18 protein-coding genes are annotated in these 18,516 nt (G+C 73.3%); 4 read left to right on the top strand and 14 right to left on the bottom strand.

The window, feature by feature from the left end:
• Position 1 precedes the first annotated feature (1 nt).
• The 6 genes from ftsL to M4486_RS08230 all read right to left on the bottom strand — a co-directional run bounded on the left by ftsL (position 2) and on the right by M4486_RS08230 (position 5,088).
• Positions 2 to 496, bottom strand: coding sequence for a cell division protein FtsL (gene ftsL / locus M4486_RS08205; RefSeq protein ID WP_249480686.1), 495 nt, complete (start codon positions 494 to 496; stop codon positions 2 to 4).
• Between the two features lie 27 nt (positions 497 to 523).
• Positions 524 to 1,507, bottom strand: a complete 984-nt coding sequence (gene rsmH, locus M4486_RS08210) for a 16S rRNA (cytosine(1402)-N(4))-methyltransferase RsmH (protein ID WP_249480687.1) — start codon at positions 1,505 to 1,507, stop codon at positions 524 to 526.
• 162 nt (positions 1,508 to 1,669) lie between these two features.
• The gene (gene mraZ / locus M4486_RS08215) at positions 1,670 to 2,101 is read right to left on the bottom strand and encodes a division/cell wall cluster transcriptional repressor MraZ (RefSeq protein ID WP_109275379.1); all 432 of its coding nucleotides are present in this window, start codon (positions 2,099 to 2,101) and stop codon (positions 1,670 to 1,672) included.
• 603 nt (positions 2,102 to 2,704) lie between these two features.
• Positions 2,705 to 3,103, bottom strand: a complete 399-nt coding sequence (locus M4486_RS08220) for a DUF3040 domain-containing protein (protein ID WP_239203381.1) — start codon at positions 3,101 to 3,103, stop codon at positions 2,705 to 2,707.
• A 146-nt stretch (positions 3,104 to 3,249) separates the two neighbouring features.
• On the bottom strand, positions 3,250 to 4,485 hold the full coding sequence (gene dinB / locus M4486_RS08225; protein WP_249480688.1) for a DNA polymerase IV: 1,236 nt from the start codon (positions 4,483 to 4,485) through the stop codon (positions 3,250 to 3,252).
• Between the two features lie 171 nt (positions 4,486 to 4,656).
• Positions 4,657 to 5,088 carry an SAV_6107 family HEPN domain-containing protein gene (locus tag M4486_RS08230; RefSeq protein WP_249480689.1) on the bottom strand — a complete coding sequence of 144 codons (432 nt, stop codon included), beginning with the start codon at positions 5,086 to 5,088 and terminating at the stop codon, positions 4,657 to 4,659.
• Positions 5,089 to 5,247: 159 nt separating this feature from the next.
• Here M4486_RS08230 and M4486_RS08235 point away from each other — a divergent pair, with 159 nt between their 5' ends.
• A complete protein-coding gene (locus M4486_RS08235; protein ID WP_249480690.1) occupies positions 5,248 to 6,141 on the top strand; it encodes a spermidine synthase in 894 nt (297 codons plus the stop codon).
• 40 nt (positions 6,142 to 6,181) lie between these two features.
• On the opposite strand, the gene M4486_RS08240 is transcribed toward M4486_RS08235, so the two are convergent.
• Positions 6,182 to 6,397, bottom strand: a complete 216-nt coding sequence (locus M4486_RS08240) for a cold-shock protein (protein WP_200501133.1) — start codon at positions 6,395 to 6,397, stop codon at positions 6,182 to 6,184.
• A gap of 104 nt (positions 6,398 to 6,501) precedes the next feature.
• The gene (locus M4486_RS08245) at positions 6,502 to 7,461 is read right to left on the bottom strand and encodes a PAC2 family protein (protein WP_249480691.1); all 960 of its coding nucleotides are present in this window, start codon (positions 7,459 to 7,461) and stop codon (positions 6,502 to 6,504) included.
• A gap of 145 nt (positions 7,462 to 7,606) precedes the next feature.
• On the opposite strand from M4486_RS08245, the gene M4486_RS08250 reads away from it, so the two are divergent.
• Positions 7,607 to 9,922: a HelD family protein gene (locus tag M4486_RS08250; protein WP_249480692.1), complete on the top strand. Its 2,316-nt coding sequence runs from the start codon at positions 7,607 to 7,609 to the stop codon at positions 9,920 to 9,922.
• A 187-nt stretch (positions 9,923 to 10,109) separates the two neighbouring features.
• On the opposite strand, the gene nrdR is transcribed toward M4486_RS08250, so the two are convergent.
• Both nrdR and M4486_RS08260 read right to left on the bottom strand, forming a co-directional pair.
• Positions 10,110 to 10,583, bottom strand: coding sequence for a transcriptional regulator NrdR (gene nrdR, locus M4486_RS08255; protein WP_249480693.1), 474 nt, complete (start codon positions 10,581 to 10,583; stop codon positions 10,110 to 10,112).
• Positions 10,584 to 10,657: 74 nt separating this feature from the next.
• Positions 10,658 to 11,029, bottom strand: coding sequence for a LysM peptidoglycan-binding domain-containing protein (locus M4486_RS08260; RefSeq protein WP_249480694.1), 372 nt, complete (start codon positions 11,027 to 11,029; stop codon positions 10,658 to 10,660).
• A 179-nt stretch (positions 11,030 to 11,208) separates the two neighbouring features.
• Between M4486_RS08260 and lexA the strand changes: the two genes are divergently transcribed.
• A complete protein-coding gene (lexA, locus tag M4486_RS08265) occupies positions 11,209 to 11,889 on the top strand; it encodes a transcriptional repressor LexA (RefSeq protein ID WP_249480695.1) in 681 nt (226 codons plus the stop codon).
• A gap of 64 nt (positions 11,890 to 11,953) precedes the next feature.
• Here lexA and M4486_RS08270 read toward each other — a convergent pair whose 3' ends face one another.
• On the bottom strand, positions 11,954 to 13,924 hold the full coding sequence (locus M4486_RS08270) for an ATP-dependent DNA helicase (RefSeq protein WP_249481100.1): 1,971 nt from the start codon (positions 13,922 to 13,924) through the stop codon (positions 11,954 to 11,956).
• A gap of 189 nt (positions 13,925 to 14,113) precedes the next feature.
• Positions 14,114 to 15,721 (bottom strand): GTPase HflX, encoded by a 1,608-nt coding sequence (hflX, locus tag M4486_RS08275; protein ID WP_249480696.1) that lies wholly within the window; start codon positions 15,719 to 15,721, stop codon positions 14,114 to 14,116.
• A 96-nt stretch (positions 15,722 to 15,817) separates the two neighbouring features.
• Here hflX and M4486_RS08280 point away from each other — a divergent pair, with 96 nt between their 5' ends.
• Positions 15,818 to 16,435 carry a class I SAM-dependent methyltransferase gene (locus tag M4486_RS08280; RefSeq protein WP_249480697.1) on the top strand — a complete coding sequence of 206 codons (618 nt, stop codon included), beginning with the start codon at positions 15,818 to 15,820 and terminating at the stop codon, positions 16,433 to 16,435.
• Positions 16,436 to 16,578: 143 nt separating this feature from the next.
• On the opposite strand, the gene dapF is transcribed toward M4486_RS08280, so the two are convergent.
• Together dapF and miaA are read right to left on the bottom strand one after the other, a co-directional pair.
• Positions 16,579 to 17,487, bottom strand: a complete 909-nt coding sequence (dapF, locus tag M4486_RS08285; RefSeq protein WP_249480698.1) for a diaminopimelate epimerase — start codon at positions 17,485 to 17,487, stop codon at positions 16,579 to 16,581.
• Between the two features lie 10 nt (positions 17,488 to 17,497).
• The gene (gene miaA / locus M4486_RS08290; protein WP_249480699.1) at positions 17,498 to 18,439 is read right to left on the bottom strand and encodes a tRNA (adenosine(37)-N6)-dimethylallyltransferase MiaA; all 942 of its coding nucleotides are present in this window, start codon (positions 18,437 to 18,439) and stop codon (positions 17,498 to 17,500) included.
• Positions 18,440 to 18,516: the final 77 nt, after the last annotated feature.

Here is an 18,516-nt window from a genome sequence, read left to right on the forward strand (position 1 = left end):
ATCAGTCCCCCTCGTTGCCCATTCCGTGGTACGTCTCCGCGTCCTCGTAGATCGAGGCCGCGGGGATCGAGGACGATTCTGCCCCTGAGGCGCCCTGGACCGTCTGCGCCTCGCCGACGACCTTGCCACTTCCCAGATCGATGTAGCCCGGGTCCCCGGCCTGGACCATGCCCAGATCCTTCGCGCGCTTGCCGAGCTCCTGGGGAGTGCTCAGCTCGTCCTCCTGCTCCTGCAGCCCCTGGGACTGCTCGGTGAGCTTCTGGGAGGTGGATTGGAGACGAGTGATCTCGTAGCTCGTGTCGGACATCTGGATGTTCAGGAACAGCACCGCGGCGAGGGTGACCACGGCGATCAGGGTGCACAGGATCGCGAACGGGAGCGGGCTGCGGCGCGTCGACGGCGCGGCGACCACCGCGAGGCGGGGCCTGGCGGAGGCGCGGGCGACGGGTCGCGCGGCGCGGCGGGGTGCGACGCGGGGTGCGGTGCTGATGGCCATGATGCGTTCCGATTCGTCGGTCGTTCGTCAGTGTGCGGGTCGGAGGCGCTCGGCGGCGCGCAGGCGCACCGAGGCGGAGCGGGCATTGGACTCGCGCTCGGCCTCGTCGGCCTGGAGCGCGCCGCGCGTGAGCGCGGCGAAGGTGGGCTTGTGCTCCTCGAGCTCGAAGGGCAGGTCCGGCGGCGCCGAGGAGCGGGTGCGACGGGCCAGGGCCGTCTTCACGAGCCGGTCCTCGCCCGAGTGGTAGGACTCGACGACCACGCGGCCGCCGACGCCGACGGAGTCCAGCGCCCCGTCGATCGCACGGGCGAGGATCGCGAGCTCGTCGTTCACGGCGATCCGCAGGGCCTGGAAGGAGCGCTTGGCGGGGTGGCCGCCGTGGGCGCGGGAGGCCGCAGGGATCGCACGGTCCAGGAGGTCGACGAGCTCTCCGCTGCGCTCCAGCGGGTGCTCGGCGCGCTCGGCGACGATGCGGCGCGCGATGCGCGGGGCGAAGCGCTCGTCGCCGTACTCCCGCAGGATGCGGGCGAGCTCCTTCTCGTCGAGATCGCGCAGCAGGTCGGCAGCGGTGGGGCCTCCCGAGGCGGGGTCCATGCGCATGTCCAGGGGCGCATCGGCCGCATAGGAGAAGCCGCGCTCGGAGGTGTCGATCTGGAAGCTCGAGAGCCCCAGGTCCATCATCACGGCCGACGCGGTCAGCCCACGCTCGGCGAGGACCTCGGGGATCGCGTCGTACGTGGCGTGCACGAGGTCGATGCGGTCGGCGAACCCCTCCTGCGCGAGGCGCTCGCGGGCGAGCTCGAGGGCGGCGGTGTCACGGTCGATGCCGATCAGGCGGGAGTGCGGGCAGGCGGCGAGCACGGCGCTCGCGTGGCCGCCCATCCCGAGCGTCGCGTCCACGTAGACGGAGCCCGGCCCGGCGAGAGCCGGGGCGAGGAGATCGACGCACGCCTGCAGCATGACGGGAGCGTGGCGGTCCTGGGCCCGGACCGGATGCTGGTTCTCGTCCATGCCACCGCCTCTCCTGCGTGATGCGTGCTTCTCGATCGTCGTGGTGCGGCATCGCGTGCTGCTCGTGGTGCCGTCCGGCGGGATTCCTCGTCGCTCCCGACCCGCCACCGGGGAAGTTGCGTCGGGGCGGGAGCGACGAGAGGTCTCGCGGGACGGAGTCCCTCAGAACAGGCCCGGGACCACCGACTCGGCGGTCTGGGCGAAGCCCTCCTCCTTCTGCTCGAGGTAGGTCTCCCACGCGGGGAGCGACCAGACCTCGAGACGGTCCAGAGCGCCGATCACGGCGCATTCCCGGTCCAGGCCCGCATAGGTGCGCAGCTGGCCGGGGATCGTGATGCGGCCCTGCTTGTCCGGGATGACGTCCTCCGCCCCGGAGAGCAGCACACGCAGGTAGTCGCGCGTGCGCTGATCCGTGGTCGGAGCCCGCCTGGCCTCCTCGAGCTTCTGGCGGAACTCGGCCAGGGGGTACACCGCGATGCAGTGCTCCTGTCCCCGAGTCATCACCAGGCCCGAGGCGAGCTCGTCCCGGAACTTCGCGGGAAAGATCAGGCGGCCCTTGTCGTCGAGCTTGGGCGTGAAGGTTCCGAGGAACATCCGCGCCCCCTTTCTCGACGAGGGATCACCATCTCCCTCCTGCACGCCCCACTTTACCCCACAACTCACCACATCCCGCTACCCATTCGCCGAATCCACCACGGATCCGCAGTATCAGAGCAGGTCAGAAGGGTGGAGCGGGGTGGAGTGGAATCGTGCGGCCGAGCCGCTCCGGGGCGTGTCCGTGCCTGGCGAGGCCATCGGACCCTGGGAGTGCGTTCAGCAAGCGCGCAGGTCACTGCCCCGGTGCGGCCTGCGATCGGAGGCCGGGGCACACTCGGGACCGTGCGTGGGGCGAAGTGGAGGGACCCCGGGGAGCGGAGTGGAGGAGTCCGCGGGGAGCGCAGTGGAGGCGCGCGGCGAACGGGGCGGTCACGCGCAGCGAAGGGACGCGATCACGCGAGGCGGAGAGGCGCGGTCGTACGGGGCGGAGGGAGGCGGCGGAGCGCCGAGGAGGAGCCCGCGGGGCGGGCACGCACGCTCACCGAGGGGCCCGTGCCCCGGTGCCCAGTGGCAGGGCCCGGACAGACGACGACCCCGGGCCGAGGGCTCGGGGTCGTGGGTTGGTGAAGCGGTGGTGCGGCGTGGAGGAGAGCGGAGCGCTCAGCCCCGGGGGTCGTCCCCCGAGCGCTTCTCCCAGCGCTCCTCCATGCGGCGCATGAAATCGCTGCCGCCGTTCTCGGGCTGCCGGGGCTGCTCGCCCCCGTCGCCCTGATCGGCGGCCGGGCCTCCCGGGCGGCTGCGCGGCGAGGTCACGGCGTAGACGGCTCCGGCGAGCATCAGCAGGAAGGCCAGGACGCCGAGCCAGATGAAGTTCAGGGAGACCCCGAGCACGAGGACGCCGAGTCCGACGACGACTCCGGCGAGGCCGAGGACGATGCGCCGGCGGTCGCGACGGTCCTGGGCGCCGGAGCGGAAGGCGCGGGCGAGCCGGGGATCGTCGGCGAAGAGCTGACGCTCCATCTCATCGAGCATCTTCTGCTCGTGCTCCGAAAGCGGCATCGTTCCGGCTCCTTGTCCCGTGCCGTGTTCCCTGCGGCTGAACGCGATCGACGTGGGCGGCTCGAGCCCCATCGTCGATCCACTAAGGATACTGCCGCCCGCTGGAGATTGGGAACTCGTCGGCCCAACGCCTGACACTCTCCCTCTCACGTCCCGGACGCGTCGTCCCGGGGTCCGTCCTGCTGCGCTCCGTCCGACGGGGTTCCGTCCGGCGCACGGAGGGTCGATCCGCGGGAGAGGCTTCCCGAGCCGAAGCGGTCGCGGGCGCGGTCCATCGCGCTCTCAAGGCCCTGCCACCCGGTTCCGCGGCCGGAGAGCTCGGCCGCCGCGGGCTGGGCGCTGGTCTCCTGCAGGCGCTCCGCCCGCACCCCGGCCAGACGCACCGCCGGCATCCGGGGCACCTCCCTCTCCCAGAGGGCGACCACGTGCTCGCGAAGCCGCTCCCCGCTCGCCGTCGGCTGGTCCATCGTGGCCGAGCGGGTGATGGTGGTGCCGTCCGGTGAACGGAGCTTGACGGAGACGGCGCGCGCGGCGAGATGGCTGCGGCGCAGGCTGTGGGAGACCTCGTCGGCCATGAGGGTGAGGCGGCGACGCACCTCGGCGGGGTCCACGAGGTCCTCCTCGTAGGTGCGTTCGGTGCCGACGCTGCGATCGCGCACCCGTGTGCCCAGCCCTGTGCGGTCCTCCCCCGCCGCGAGCCGCGCGATCATGGGCGCCTGGGGGCCGACGGCCCGACGCAGCGCCCCCGCGGGGATGTCGCGCAGCTGGCCGACGGTGCGCACCCCGAGCCGTTCGAGGGCCTGCTGCGCCTTGGGACCGACGCCCGAGATGACGCCCACGGGCAGCGGCGAGAGGAAGGCGGCGGTCTGCTCGGACGGGACGATCAGCATGCCGTCGGGCTTGGCGCGGGCGGACGCGATCTTCGCGACCGCCCGGGACACGGACCCTCCGACGCTGCTGGGCAGGTCGAGCTCCTCGCGGATGCGGGTGCGCAGGCGCTGGGCGATCTGCTCGGACGACCCGAACAGGCGGCGGGCGCCGGAGATGTCGAGGAAGGCCTCGTCGACGCTGATCTGCTCGATCGCGGGTGTCACCTCCCGGAGAAGGTCCATGACCTGCGCGGAGACCTCGCGGTAGCGGTCGATGCGCGGCGGAACGATGACCAGGTCCCGTGCGAGGCGGCGGGCGGTGACCATCGGCATGGCGGAGCGGATGCCGCGCTCGCGCGCCGGATAACTCGCCGCGGCGACGACGCCGCGCGATCCCGCTCCTCCGACGACGACGGGCAGACCCCGCAGGGCGGGGTCGTCGCGGATCTCGATGGAGGCGAAGAAGGCATCCATGTCCAGGTGCAGGATCGTGCAGCCCTCCGTGCCCGACATCCGCGCTCCCTCCGCTGCTCCTCCCCCGGGCCGCGCGCGCGGGCCGGAGCGCACCATGCTAGTCGGGTCCCGGAGGAGCCATCGGACCGGGCTCCCCGATCGACGCGAGCGGGCCCGGACACCGTGGCCGCCGACGGCGCGGACCGCACCGGCCGTGCCGGATCCCCGACCTCACCCGGCGAGGGCGACCGCTTCCGTGGGAGCGAGGGAGGCCAGGAGCTCCTCACGGACCTGGGCGATGCGTGCGCGGGTCCCCTCGCGGTGCAGCGCCAGCAGGACGGGGTCCGGGGTCGCGCGCTGGTCGCGGTCCAGGCGGTCGCGCTCGACCACGAAGCGCGAGGCGTCCTCCGCCCAGCGCCGGCGCTCCCCGCCCATGCGGTCGAGCGCCGTCCACACGTTCAGCGGCAGCTTGCGCCGCCGGGCCCGGTTCGCCCGGGTGACGAGGACGCCGGCGGTGCGCAGGGCCGCACGATGCACGAGCTCGTAGGAGGCGCGCGGGTCGGTCCCGGCGAGCTCCTGGGCGCGGGCGAGCATCGCCTCGGCCCTCTCGAGGGCGGCGAGATCCTGATCCAGATGGACGAGCTCCGCTGTGTGCGTGGTCATGGTGGGAACGCTAGGCGGATGCACCGACATCCGACGCGGCAGCGTCGGCGCTGTGGACGGAGGGCGTCTGGGGAGGGCCGACGGGCGGCTCGCGCAGTCCGCTCCGGATCTGCGCGCGCGGAGGCCGATGCGCGGGGCTCCCGGCTCTAGAGTGTCCGGGTGACCCCACCACCCCGCGGCCGTCGCCGCAGCTCCTCGGAGGCGCCGTTCCCCGGTCTCGGGCCAGTCGGCGAGGCCGTCCCCATCTCGACGGGCAGCGCCGAGCTCGTCGTCGAATCCGACGGATCGGTGCTGCTCCTGGTCAACGGCGTTCCCTCCTCGCACCTGGATCCCGATCCGGACCATCTGGTGTTCGAGTACATGCGGTGGATGCGCACGGCGATGCGCTGCTGGATCCTGGAGAGGCGCGCCGGGGACGGGGCGGACGGCGCCGGCTCCTCGCGGCGCGGGCCCGAACTCGCCGTCGCCCATCTGGGAGGCGCCGGGTGCGCGCTGCCGCGCACGCTCGCCCACGACTGGCCGCGCGCCCGTCAGATCGTCGTGGAGCTCGACGCGCTCCTCGCCGAGCACGTGCGGACCTGGTTCTCCCTCCCCCGCTCCCCGCAGCTGAGGATCCGCGTCGACGACGCCGCCCATGCGCTCGAGGAGTGGCGCGAGGACCGCTTCGACGTGCTCACCCGCGACGTCTTCGCGGGAGATCGCACGCCGGCCTCGCTCACCTCGGTCGAGGCCGCCCGCCACGCCCGCCGCGTGCTCGCCGACGACGGCCTCTACCTGGCCAACTGCGCCTCCCGCCCGGGATCCCGTCTGCTCGCCGACGAGCTGACCACGCTCTCGAGCGTGTTCGCGCACGTCGGCGCGATCGCCGAGCCGGCCCACCTCAAGGGCAGACGGCGCGGGAACTGCGTGCTGCTCGCCTCCGACGCGCCGCTGCCGGCCTCGCTCGACCGGGCGCTGCGCTCGGACCCGGTGGCGGTGCGGCTGGCCGCCGGGGAGGACGCGGCGCGGATCGCCGCCCCCGGAACGGTGCTCGAGGGCGCTGCGCAGGGCTGATGCGCGATGGGCCGGCGCCTCCCAGGAGGAGGACCGGATCTCAGAGCGGGCGGACCTGCTCGGCCTGCGGCCCCTTCTCGCCGGGCACCACGTCGACCTCGACCCTCTGGCCCTCCGCGAGGGTGCGGTAGCCGTCCATGTCGATGCGGCTGTGGTGCACGAAGACGTCGGCCCCGGGCCCGTCGACCTCGATGAAGCCGTAGCCCTTCTCGCCGTTGAACCACTTCACGGTGCCCTGCACGGTGCTCTCTGCCATGGAAAGCGTCACTCCCTGTGTCCTGCGATGATGCGCTGCTGCGTGCGCCGAGGGCGCGCGATGACCGATGGACGGCGGGTCGCCGGTGCGGCGGAGGCCCGTCCTCAGGAGACCTCGGGGCCGGAGCCTGGCCCCCGCCCCGATCCGCCGCCGGGGCCGTCGTCCTCCTCGCCGGCGAGGAAGCGCTCGAAGCGATCCGCGAGCTCCTCGCCGGTGGGCAGGTCCATCGTGGTGCTGAAGACGCCGTCGCTCTCGGTGGACTGCGCGTCGTACTGCTCCTCGAGGGCCGCGACCATGCTGAGGACCTCCTCGTTGTCGGTGAGGGTGCTCTCGAGCGCCGCGCCCGCGGCCTCCGTGAGGTCTCCGAGGTCCACGAGCGGGATGTCCAGGCCCGCGCCCTCGCTGACCCGACGCAGCAGCGCGAGCGCGCCTGCCGGGAAGTCGGTGCGCGTGAGGTAGTGAGGGATCTGCGCGGCATAGCCGATGGCTGGGTGTCCGGCCTTGCCGAGCTCGTGCTCGAGCAGCGCGCCGAACGAGGCCGGGACCACGATCTCCCCGCCCTGCTCGGGCTCGTGCGCGGGGATCAGGTCGGGGTCGTTGGCATGGGTGATCATGGCGATCGGCCGCGTGTGCGGCATGGCCATCGGGATCGCGCTCATGCCCACGACCTTCTCGACGTCGAAGAACTCGATGAGGTCGATCACGGCCTGGCTGAGGCGGCGCCACTGCAGGTCCGGCTCGGGGCCGTCGAGGTAGAGGAACGGGCGGTCGCCCTCGTCGTACATGAGGTACAGGGACATCTCGGGAACGGTCACCTCGGTGTAGACCGCGCCGTCGAACACCGCCTGCGGGCGGGAGCCCCGGTAGTCCACGAGCTCGTCGACGTCGAACGTCACGATCCGCACGTGGCGCAGGGAATCCTTGAGGTAGGTCGAGGCGATCCGGCAGGAGTTGCCGGCGTCCACGAGGCCGGGGAGGGCGTGCACGAGGGTCAGGCGTCCGCGGGGAACCGCCGCGATCACATCTGCGGACTCGTAGGCGTAGAGGTCACGGGGGTCACGCATCGATGCACCTCGCTCCTCGCAGTCGCCGTCGAGCAGGGCTTTTCCCCGCGTTCGACGCGTTCCACCATAATGGATCGCCATGTCATCGCGCGCACAGGATCAGGGCGGCACCCCCTCGTGCGCGCGGCCACCGGAAGGACGCCCCGTGGAGCCAGCAGAACCCCGGCCGGATGCGCCGGCGAGCGAGGAGGCGCACGTCGCCCGTGAGATCGCCCTCGAGCAGGACTACGCGAACCGCTTGTACGCGCGCGTGGACGAGCTCATGGCGCAGATCCAGACCAGCCTGGACGAGGTCCAGGGGTCGCAGGACGCGGCGACCCATCAGAACCGCTCCGAGCGGGACGCGTTCATGGCGCTGTACGAGGACCGGCTCGCGCTGCTGCGCACGGTGAGCTCGAGCGTCGTGTTCGGCCGGCTCGACACGGACGAGGGCGAGCGCCACTACATCGGCCGCATCGGCCTGTTCACCCCGGAGCGCGAGCAGCTCCTCGTGGACTGGCGCGCTCCGGCCGCGGCCGCCTACTACCAGGCGACCAGCCTCGAGCGGCTGGACGTGCGCCTGCGCCGCCACCTCATCTCCCAGGGGCGCACCGTCGTGGGGCTCGAGGACGACGTGCTCGACCAGTCCATGCTCGCGCAGGGCGCGGAGGGCGAGGAGGTCGTGCTGCAGGGCGAGGGCGCGCTCCTGGCCGCCGTCTCCTCGCAGCGCACCGGGCGCATGGGCGACATCGTCGCCACCATCCAGGCGGAGCAGGACCGCATCATCCGCTCCTCGAACCGCGGGGTGCTGGTCGTCCAGGGCGGGCCCGGCACGGGCAAGACCGCCGTCGCCCTGCACCGCGCCGCCTATCTGCTCTACACCCATCGCCGCCGCCTCGAGCACTCGGGCGTGCTGATCGTCGCCCCCACGCGCGGCTTCCTGCGCTACATCGAGCGCGTGCTGCCGAGCCTCGGAGAGTCCGGCGTGGTGATGTCGACCCCGGGCGGGCTCTTCCCGGGCGTGGAGACGACGCTGCACGATGCGCCCGAGGTCGCGCGCCTCAAGGGCGCCCCCGCAATGGCCGAGCTCCTCTCGCGCGCGGTGAAGCAGCGTCAGCTGGTGCCGGAGAGGGATCTCGAGCTGGCCATCGACGGCACGCCCCTCAGGATCACCCGGAAGATCCTGGCCGACGCCCGGCGCGAGGCGCGCTCGACCCACAAGCCCCACAACGCCGCGCGCGCCGTGTTCGTGCGCGCCGCCCTGGACCGGCTGGTCCAGCAGTACGAGGCGGAGCTCTCCCGCCGCGGGACCACCGTGATCCCCGAGGACCGCGCGGGGTATCTCGACGACCTGCGCCGCGATCCCGAGGTGCGCCGCGCGCTGAACCTGGCGTGGCTGCCGTACACCCCGGAGTCGTTCCTGCGGGTCCTGCTCGCGCATCCCGAGCGGCTGCGCGCGGCCGCGCCGCGCTCCCTCGCCGGCGCGGATCTCGACGTCCTCGTGCGCGCCAAGGACGCCCCGTGGACGATCGAGGACGTGCCCCTGCTCGACGAGGTCGCGGAGCTGCTGGGCGAGGACGATCAGGCCCAGCAGGCGGATGCCGAGCGCTCCCGACGACGCCGCGAGGCGGATCTCAGCTATGCGCGCGAGGTCATCGAGAACATCGACACCTCGGGGATCGTGCGCGACGAGGACCTCGCGGACCGGATGGACCGCACCTCCGACGGCCGCACGCTCGCCGAACGGGCCGCGGAGGATCGCAGCTGGACCTACGGGCACGTGGTCGTGGACGAGGCGCAGGAGCTCTCGGCGATGATGTGGCGCACGCTCATGCGCCGGTGCCCCTCGAAGTCGTTCACCATCGTCGGCGACGTCGCGCAGACCTCGTCGTCGGCGGGGACCTCCTCGTGGGAGCGGGCGCTCGCCCCGTACGTCGAGGACCGTCTCGAGGTCGAGCCGCTGAGCGTCAACTACCGCACGCCGCGTCGCATCATGGACGTGGCGCAGGCCGTGGCCGAGTCCCGCGACCTCCCGATCACCGACGTCACCTCGGTGCGCGAGGGCGACTGGCCCGTGCTCCTGCACTCCGGGGACGAGGCGGGGCTGCCGGAGGCGGTGGCCGACGCCGTCGCCGCGCAGCAGTCCGAGGCGATCGGGCGCCTCGTCGTCCTCACCCCCGGACGACTTCTCGAGGACGTGGTGCGCGCGCTGCGGGCACGGGACGCCCTGGGCCGCATCGGCACCGGGAGCCGCGGCATCGACGACCCGATCGCGGTGATGACCCCGCAGGACGCCAAGGGACTCGAGTTCGACGGGGTGGTCCTCGTGGAGCCCGCGGAGATCCTCGCCGATTCCGAGGGAGGCGCCGGAGACCTCTATGTCGCGATGACCCGGGCGACCCAGCGACTGGACGTGGTGCACGCGCGGGAGCTCCCGGTGGGCCTCACCGGCACCGAGGCCGAGTCCTCACCCCGGACATGAGAAGACCGGCGGCCGTGGCTTCCCCTCCACGACCGCCGGTCGGCGGCGCGCCCGCTGGGCGCGCCCTGAACATCTTAAGGGCATGACGCCCGTGCTTCGGACCGTTTTCCACCGATCGACACGGATCCGCCACGAATCCAGCGGCTCGCGTGCCTCGGACCCGAGGGCCGACGGGCCGCTCCGCGGCTCAGGACGAGGCGCCGCCGCTGCCCGCGGAGGCGTCCTGACGCAGCTCGGAGATCGCGGACTCGAAGTCGTCGAGGGAGTCGAAGTCCTGGTAGACGCTCGCGAAGCGGAGGTACGCGACCACGTCGAGCTCGCGCAGGGGCTGGAGGATCGCGAGGCCCACGGCGTGGGCGTCGACCTCGGCCTGGCCGCTCTGGCGGATGGTCTCCTCGACCCGCTGGGCGAGAACGGCCAGCTGGTCGTCGCTCACCGGGCGGCCCTGGCAGGCCTTGCGCACTCCGGAGATCACCTTGGAGCGGCTGAACGCCTCGCTGACTCCCGAGCGCTTGAGGACCGCGAGGGATGCCGTCTCGATCGTGGAGAAGCGGCGCGAGCAGTTCGGGCACTGGCGACGACGCCGGATCGAGGCGCCGTCGTCGGCAGTGCGCGAGTCGACGACGCGCGAATCGGGGTGGCGGCAGAACGGGCAGTGCACGTCCTCCAGCCTACCGGGCGCACCGGAGGGCCGAGGGAGGGCCCGCGGCGCTCCCGCCGCAGCGCCCCGGCGGATCAGGCGGCGTCGACGCTGCCCTCGGGGAGCTCGAGCGACTGCCCCTCGGTGATGCGGGGGCTCGAGAGGCCGTTGAGCGAACGCATCTCGCGCACGAAGTCCTGGGAGTCCTCACCGGCGGGGGCGTACTGCTCGGCGTAGTCGCTGAGCGTGTCGCCCGCCTCCACGGTCACGGTGACAGGCTCCTGCGGATCGCCCGCGAAGGCGGAGGGGACACCGAGGACCAGGACGCCCAGCAGGGCGACGAGGATGCCCGCGAGGAACGCGACGGCGGCCAGCAGGATGCGGCCGCGACGGGTGAGCTGCAGTCGAACACCCTTGCGAGCAGAACCCTGCCCGGCGTGGGCCGAAGAGGTGGGGAGGGGAAGCATGGTGGCCATTGTCCGAACTCCTGTTCGATCGAATACGTGTACGACTGTAGGCCCGCCGTGCGCGACACGCAAGACCTTCCTCGAACACATGTTTGGAATCAGGTCGCCCGACGCCTAGGCTGAGCGACGAGTCCCACTGAAACGCAGGGGTGGGACAGACGAAGCGAGGAGCCGCGCAGATGACCCCGACGACCTCTGGTCCCGACCTGACCGACGACGGCCTGACCGCGCGCCAGCGACGGATCCTCGAGACCATCACCGCCGCCATCGAGCGCCACGGCTACCCGCCGACCATGCGCGAGATCGGCGATGCCGTCGGCCTCACCTCCCCCTCCTCCGTCTCGCACCAGCTCCAGGCGCTCGAGCGCAAGGGATTCCTGCGCCGCGATCCGAAGCGCCCGCGCGCGCTCGAGGTCGTGCTGCCCGACGACGCCGGTGAGCCGACCCTCGCGCCCGTCGAGTCGATCGGCGCCGCCGCGGCCTCCGCGTCGGTGAGCGTGCCGCTCGTCGGCCGGATCGCCGCGGGCATCCCGATCACCGCGGAGGAGCAGGTGGAGGACGTCTTCACCCTGCCCCAGCAGCTCGTGGGCGACGGCGAGCTGTTCCTGCTGCAGGTCGTCGGGGACTCGATGGTCGATGCCGCGATCTGCGACGGCGACTGGGTCGTCGTGCGCTCGCAGCCGGTCGCGCAGAAGGGCGAGATCGTGGCGGCCATGATCGACGGCGAGGCGACGGTCAAGACCTTCGCCCAGAGCGACGGCCATGTCTGGCTGATGCCGCACAACCCCGCGTTCGCCCCGATCCTGGGCGACCACGCCGAGATCCTCGGCAAGGTCGTGGCGGTGCTGCGCGCCGTCTGACGCGCTCCTCCCGCCCCCGACGCTCGCGCCTGCGATCCCCTGCGCGCGCTCGGCTCCTGCGGGCTCAGTCCCCCGCGCGGGCCAGTCGTCCGAGGGCGGCGAGCGCGACCTCGGGATCCTGCGTCGGCCACAGCGGCGGCATCGCCTCGCGCAGCACGGCCCCGTAGCGCTTGGTGCGCAGACGCGGGTCGAGCACCGCGACCATGCCGCGGTCCTCGTGCGAGCGGATCAGGCGACCGGCGCCCTGCGCGAGCAGCAGCGAGGCATGGCGCACCGAGACCTGCATGAATCCGCTGCCGCCCTCCGCGTCGGCCCGCTCCGAGCGTGCGGAGGTGAGCGGATCGTCGGGGCGCGGGAACGGCAGGCGGTCGATGGTCACCAGTCGGCACGTGCGTCCCTGCACGTCCACGCCCTGCCACAGCCCGATGGTTCCGAACAGGCTCGCGGTGTCTTCACCGCGGAACTGCTCGACGAGCCGGGGCAGGGAGTCCTCCCCCTGCAGGCCGACGGGCAGGTCGAGACGCGCGCGCACGTGCTCGGCCGCAGCCTCCGCTCCCCGCCTCGACGAGAACAGGCAGAGCGCCCCGCCGCGCGAGGCCTCGACGAGCTCGGTGAGGTGATCGAGCATCGCGAGCGACGGGCCCTCGCGGCCCGGCGCGGGCAGGTGGGAGGCGACGTAGAGGATGCCCTGGCGGCGATAGTCGAAGGGACTGCCCACATCGATCCCGGCCCATGCGCTGCGGTCCTCGAGCGGGGGGACGTCCTCGGCGTCCATGCGTCGGCGCGAGCCCAGGCCGATGGCGCGGGCGGGCGGCTCGAAGCGCCCGCCGAGGGCGAGCGTCGCGGACGTCAGCACGGCGGTGGTGTCCTCGAGGATGCGTCCGCGCATGGCGCCGGCGACATCCAGCGGGGCGACCTGGAGGCTCGAGCGCCCGGTGCGCTCGGAGTGGGAGACCGAGACGACGTCGTCCTCGTCGGGCGCGGTGAGGCGCTCGCAGACGTCGACGATCTCCTGCAGGTTCGCGCGCACGGCCTTGCGGGCGCCTGCCGCCGTCGGGGCGTCGCCGCCGGCGTCCTTGGCGTCGGCGTGGGCACCCCGGGCCTCAGTGCGCAGGTGGACGAGCGCATCGGCGGCGGCGCTGGGCAGGGCGCCCATGACCCTCCCGTCGGGCAGCTCGGGAAGGACCGTGTTCAGCTCCTCGCCGGCGTCGTCGAGGGCGGTCGCGGCGACGCCGAGCCCGCGCAGCTCGCGGACGGCCCCGCGCACCATGCCCACGGTCAGCTGGTCGGTGACGGCGCTCGTCACGCGGGACGTGAGCTCGTGCGCCTCGTCGAAGACCACCGCATCGTGGTCGGGGATGATGCCGTGGTTGTCGAAGGAGTCGATCGCGAGCAGCGCGTGATTCGTGACCACGAGATCGACCTCGCGGGCGACGGCGCGGTTGCGCTCGGCGAAGCACTGGTCCACGAGCGGGCAGTGCCCTCCCAGGCACTGCGAGCCGGTCACCGAGACCTGGTGCCAGGCGCGGTCGGAGACCGGCATGTCCAGGTCGTCGCGGTCGCCCGTGTCGGTGAGCGCCGACCACTCGCGCAGCCGCTTCACCTGCTCCCCGAGGCGTTCGGAGGAGCCGCTCGCGGGATCGGCGGCGGTCTGGGAGAAGAGCGCCCCGGGGTCGATGTCGCTCGGGTAGCCGCCGTCGATCTTGTGCAGGCACAGGTAGTTCCCGCGCCCCTTGAGCAGGGAGAACGTGGGTGTGCGCGGGAGGTGGGGGGCGAGCGCCTCGACGATGCGCGGGAGGTCCTTGCGCACGATCTGCGACTGCAGGGCGATGGTCGCCGTGGAGACCACGACCGGCCGTCCCGTCACGACCGCGTGGCGCAGAGCGGGCACGAGGTACGCGAGCGACTTGCCGGTGCCGGTGCCGGCCTGGACCAGCAGGTGGCGCTGCCCCTCGAGCGCCGTGTCGACCGCGCTCGCCATCCGGGTCTGTCCCTCGCGGCGCGTCCCCTCCAGGCCCTCCACGGCGGCCTCCATGAGCACGTCGAGATCGGCGATCGGCGACGCGGAGGCTTCACGGGCGGCAGGCACCGGCCCACCCTAGCCGCGGGCCGTGCGCGCATCGCCGAGGCGCGTCGGTGCCCGCGGAGGGGACTCGTCACGTCGGCCAGGGAGGAGCCGACGCCCTCGGGCGCGGCCCTCTGGCACAGCCCCTCGGTCGCGGCCTCAGGCGCCGACGAGCGACCGGATCTCCGCGGCGAGCGCGGAGTCGACCCGCGCGTGCAGGCGCGTGCCCTCGGGCAGGTGCTCCTCGTCGAGGATCTCCCCGGTCGAGTGCGCGCGCGAGACGAGGTCGCCGCGCGTGTACGGCACGACGGTGTCGATCTCGACGGCGGGCCGCGGGAGGCGGTCGGCGATGAGGTCGCGCAGCTCGTCGACGCCCTCGCCGGTGCGCGCGGAGACCACGGCGGACTCCCCCGCCAGGCTGCGCAGGCGTGCGATCGTCTCGGGCGACGCGATGTCGGCCTTGTTCAGCACGATGATCTCGGGGACGTCGAAGCCGTCGATGTCGGCGAGCACGCCGCGCACGGCCCGGATCTGACCCTCGGGATCTGGATGCGAGGCGTCGACCACGTGGAGCAGCAGGTCGGCGTCGCCGACCTCCTCGAGCGTCGAGCGGAACGCCTCGACGAGCTCCGTGGGCAGATGGCGCACGAAGCCCACCGTGTCGGCGTAGGTGAACTCGCGGCCGTCGGGCGTCTGGGCCCGCCGGACCGTCGGATCCAGCGTCGCGAACAGGGCGTTCTCCACGAGGACGCCGGCGCTCGTGAGCCGGTTCAGCAGCGAGGACTTCCCGGCGTTGGTGTAGCCGGCGATCGCGACGGCCGGCACCTCGCGGCGATGACGGTCGGCGCGCTTGGCCTCGCGGCTCGGAGCCATCTCCCTGATCTCGCGGCGCAGCTTGGACATCCGCGTGCGGATGCGACGGCGGTCCAGCTCGATCTTCGTCTCGCCGGGTCCGCGGGAGCCCATGCCGGCGCCGCCCGCGGCGACGCGCCCGCCGGCCTGGCGGGACATGGACTCGCCCCAGCCGCGCAGGCGCGGCAGCAGGTACTCGAGCTGTGCGAGCTCGACCTGAGCCTTGCCCTCGCGGGACTTGGCGTGCTGGGCGAAGATGTCGAGGATCAGCGCCGTGCGGTCGACGACCTTGACCTTGACGATGTCCTCGAGGGCGCGGCGCTGGCTGGGCGCGAGCTCCCCGTCGGCCACGACCGTGTCCGCACCGGTCTCGGTGACGATCTCGGCGAGCTCGGCCGCCTTGCCCTTGCCCAGGAAGGTCGCGGGGTCGGGGTGCTGGCGGCGCTGCATGACGCCGTCGAGCACCTCGGAGCCGGCGGTCTCGGCGAGCGCGGCGAGCTCCCGCAGGCTGTTCTCGGCGTCCTCGGAGTTGCCGGACGTGTAGATGCCGGCGAGGACCACGCGCTCGAGGCGCAGCTGGCGGTACTCGACATCGGTGACGTCCTCGATGTCCGTGCGGATGCCCGCGACGCGGCGCAGCGCGCGGCGGTCGGCGAGGTCGAGCTGCTCGCCGTCGGTGTCCGAGGCGTAGGTGACGGCGGAGACGGAGGCGTCGCCGCGCGCGAGGATCCGACGGGTCAGGGGGTCGCTGCTCGTGCGCTCGTCCGCTCCGGCGACCTCCTCGCCGCCGTGCTCCTGCGCGGGGGCGTTCTCGGAGTCCGGGTGAAAAGCGATCGGCACGGTGGCGGCCTTCTTCCTGTGGGGTGCGTCGGACGGGGTGCTGCGAGGATCTGCCGTGAGGCGGATCGTGAGCATCAAGAATCCCACGCCCCGGCGCGCGGGGCGAGAGATTTATGCCCAGGGCGCACCGACGGACGTGGTCCGGGTGGGCCCGATGCGTACGCTGTGTCCGTGTCCGAGCACTACTTCTCCCCCACCAGCGCGACCGACGCCTCCCGCCTGCCGCTGACCGCGCGGCTCGCCGGCGCCGAGCGGGACCTGGTCACCTCCCGCGCGGTGTTCTCCGCACGCGGACTGGACAAGGCGACCGCGGTGCTCCTGGACCGCCTGGACACGCTCGCCCCGGTGCCGGCAGGGGCGCGGATCCTCGACCTGGGCTGCGGCTGGGGGCCGATCGCGCTCAGCGCCGCACTGCTCCACCCCGATGCGGAGGTCTGGGCGGTCGACGTCTCCGAGCGCGCCCGCGAGGTCACCGCGGAGAACGCCGAGCGACTGGGCCTGCAGGTGCATGTCGCCGCGCCCGACGACGTCCCCTCCGAGCTGCTGTTCGACACCATCTGGTCGAACCCGCCGATCCGGATCGGCAAGCAGGAACTGCACGACCTCCTGCTGCGCTGGTGCGGGCGCCTCTCCGCGCCGGGGACGGCCGGCCTCGTGGTCGGCAGGAACCTCGGCGCGGATCCCCTGGCCGCATGGCTCGACGGCCAGCTGCCCGGACGCACTGTGCAGAAGGTCGCGAGCGCGAAGGGCTTCCGGATCCTCGAGGTCGGTCCGCGCGAAGAGGGCTGAGCGCGCCTCCACGGGTGCACGCGACCGCGGACGCGAGAGCCCGAGCAGCCGGGCGGAAGCCGATCGCTCGTGTGGGAGCCGATCATGCGGGGCGATCGTGCGGGGCCGATCGGCCGATCGGCCGATCGTCTCCTCCGGACCGATCAGGCGTGCGGGAGCGCCGTCTCCCCGTCCGCCACGAGCTGCGCGGGGCCGGCGAGGGTGACCTGGCCGTCCTCGGCACGGGCGACCTCGAGGGTCCCGCCGGGCACGTCAACCCTCCAGGGACCGCTGCCGTCGTCCCCGGCCCACAGGGCCGAGACCACGCCGACGGCCGTCGCGCCCGTCCCGCAGGACTGGGTCTCGCCGACGCCCCGCTCGAAGACGCGCATCGCCACGTGCGCGGGGCCGCGGCGGACGACGAACTCGATGTTCGCCCCGTGCTCGGGCTCGGGGTCGAGGCCCGGGCGGACGGTCAGATCGAGGTCCTCGAGCACCAGGTCCTCGGGCAGCTCGACGACCGCGTGGGGATTGCCCATGTCCGCGTCCCAGGCGGGGAGCTCGCGCCCGGCGATGCGCACCGTGCGGACGGGCCCGTCGGACACGCGCGCAGGGCCCATGCCCACGCGCACCTGCCAGGGGTCGCCGGGGGCCGGCGGATCCGCGAGGACCTCGAGGCGGCGCACGCCGGCGCGGGTCCAGATGTCCAGGGGCGCGTCGCCCTCGGGCAGACGCCCTGCGCGCGAGAGGAAGGCCGCGAACACGCGCACGCCGTTCCCGCACATCTCGGCGATCGAGCCGTCGGCGTTGCGGTAGTCCATGAACCATTCGGGGGCGTCGGCGGGGGCCTCGATGCCGGCGGCGCGGGTGCGCACCACGCGGATCACACCATCGCCGCCGATGCCGCCGCGGCGGTCCGCGAGCGCTGCGACCACGGACGCGTCGAGCGCGAGGGCGCCCTCCGGGTCGTCGAGGACCACGAAGTCGTTGCGGGTGCCGTGCCCCTTGGTGAAGCGCAGCGCGAGGGGCGCGGCGGCGGTGGCCGCGGAGGACTCGTCACGGTGTGTCGGCATGCCGGGAAGCCTACGCGCGCACCCCCGCGCGATGCGCGGCGACGAGGTCCAGCGCACGTGCGAGGAGGTCGTCGCAGGACGCCGGCAGCCAGGCCACGCGCTCGTCGCGCCGGAACCAGGTGTCCTGCTTGCGCACCAGGCGCCGGGTCCCCGCGACCGTCGCGTCGATCGCCTCGCGGCACGTCATGGCGCTGTCGAGGACGGCGAGCGCCTGCTCGTACCCGATCGCGCGGCGCGCGGTCGCGCCCTCGTCGAGCCCCTGCGCGCGCAGGGCGCGGACCTCGTCGAGCAGCCCCTGCTCGACCATCCGGTCCACGCGCACGGCGACCCGCTCACGCAGCTCCTCGCGCTCGCGGTGCAGACCGATCTGCAGCGTCGCGGGGTCCAGGTACTCACGCCGCGGGAGGAAGGCGCGGAAGGAGCCACCGGTGATCTCGCCGACCTCGAGAGCGCGCACGATGCGCCGCACGTCGTGCGCGCCGATCGCCGCGGCGGCCTCGGGATCGGTGCGCTCGAGCTCGGCGCGCAGCGAGTCGACGCCCTCGCTCTCCGCGCGGCGCTCCAGACGGTCGCGGACCTCGGGGTCCGTGGGCGGGAAGCGGATGTCGTCGAGCAGGGCGCGCACGTACAGCCCGGACCCGCCGACGACGACGGGCACGTGCCCGCGGGCGCGGATCGCCGCGATCGCCGCGCGGGCCTCGCGCTGGTAGGCGGAGACGCTGGCCTCCTGGGTCACGTCGAGCACGTCCAGCAGATGGTGCGGGACGCGCTCGCGCTCGGCGGCGCCGACCTTCGCGGTGCCGATGTCCATCCCGCGGTAGAGCTGCAGCGCGTCCGCGTTGACGATCTCGCCGTCCAGGCTCTCGGCGAGGTCGAGCGCCAGATCGGACTTGCCCGTGGCGGTCGCGCCGACGATCGCCAGGATCGGAGGGTGCGGGGCGGGCGCGGGCATGCTGCGCACTGTACCCGGAGTGCCGTGGACGACCCCGGCGGTGCCCTCGCGCGCGCAAGGGGCTAGTGTGGGGCGCG

This window comes from Brachybacterium kimchii, from assembly GCF_023373525.1.
In the GTDB taxonomy this organism is placed as follows: Bacteria; Actinomycetota; Actinomycetes; order Actinomycetales; family Dermabacteraceae; genus Brachybacterium; species Brachybacterium kimchii.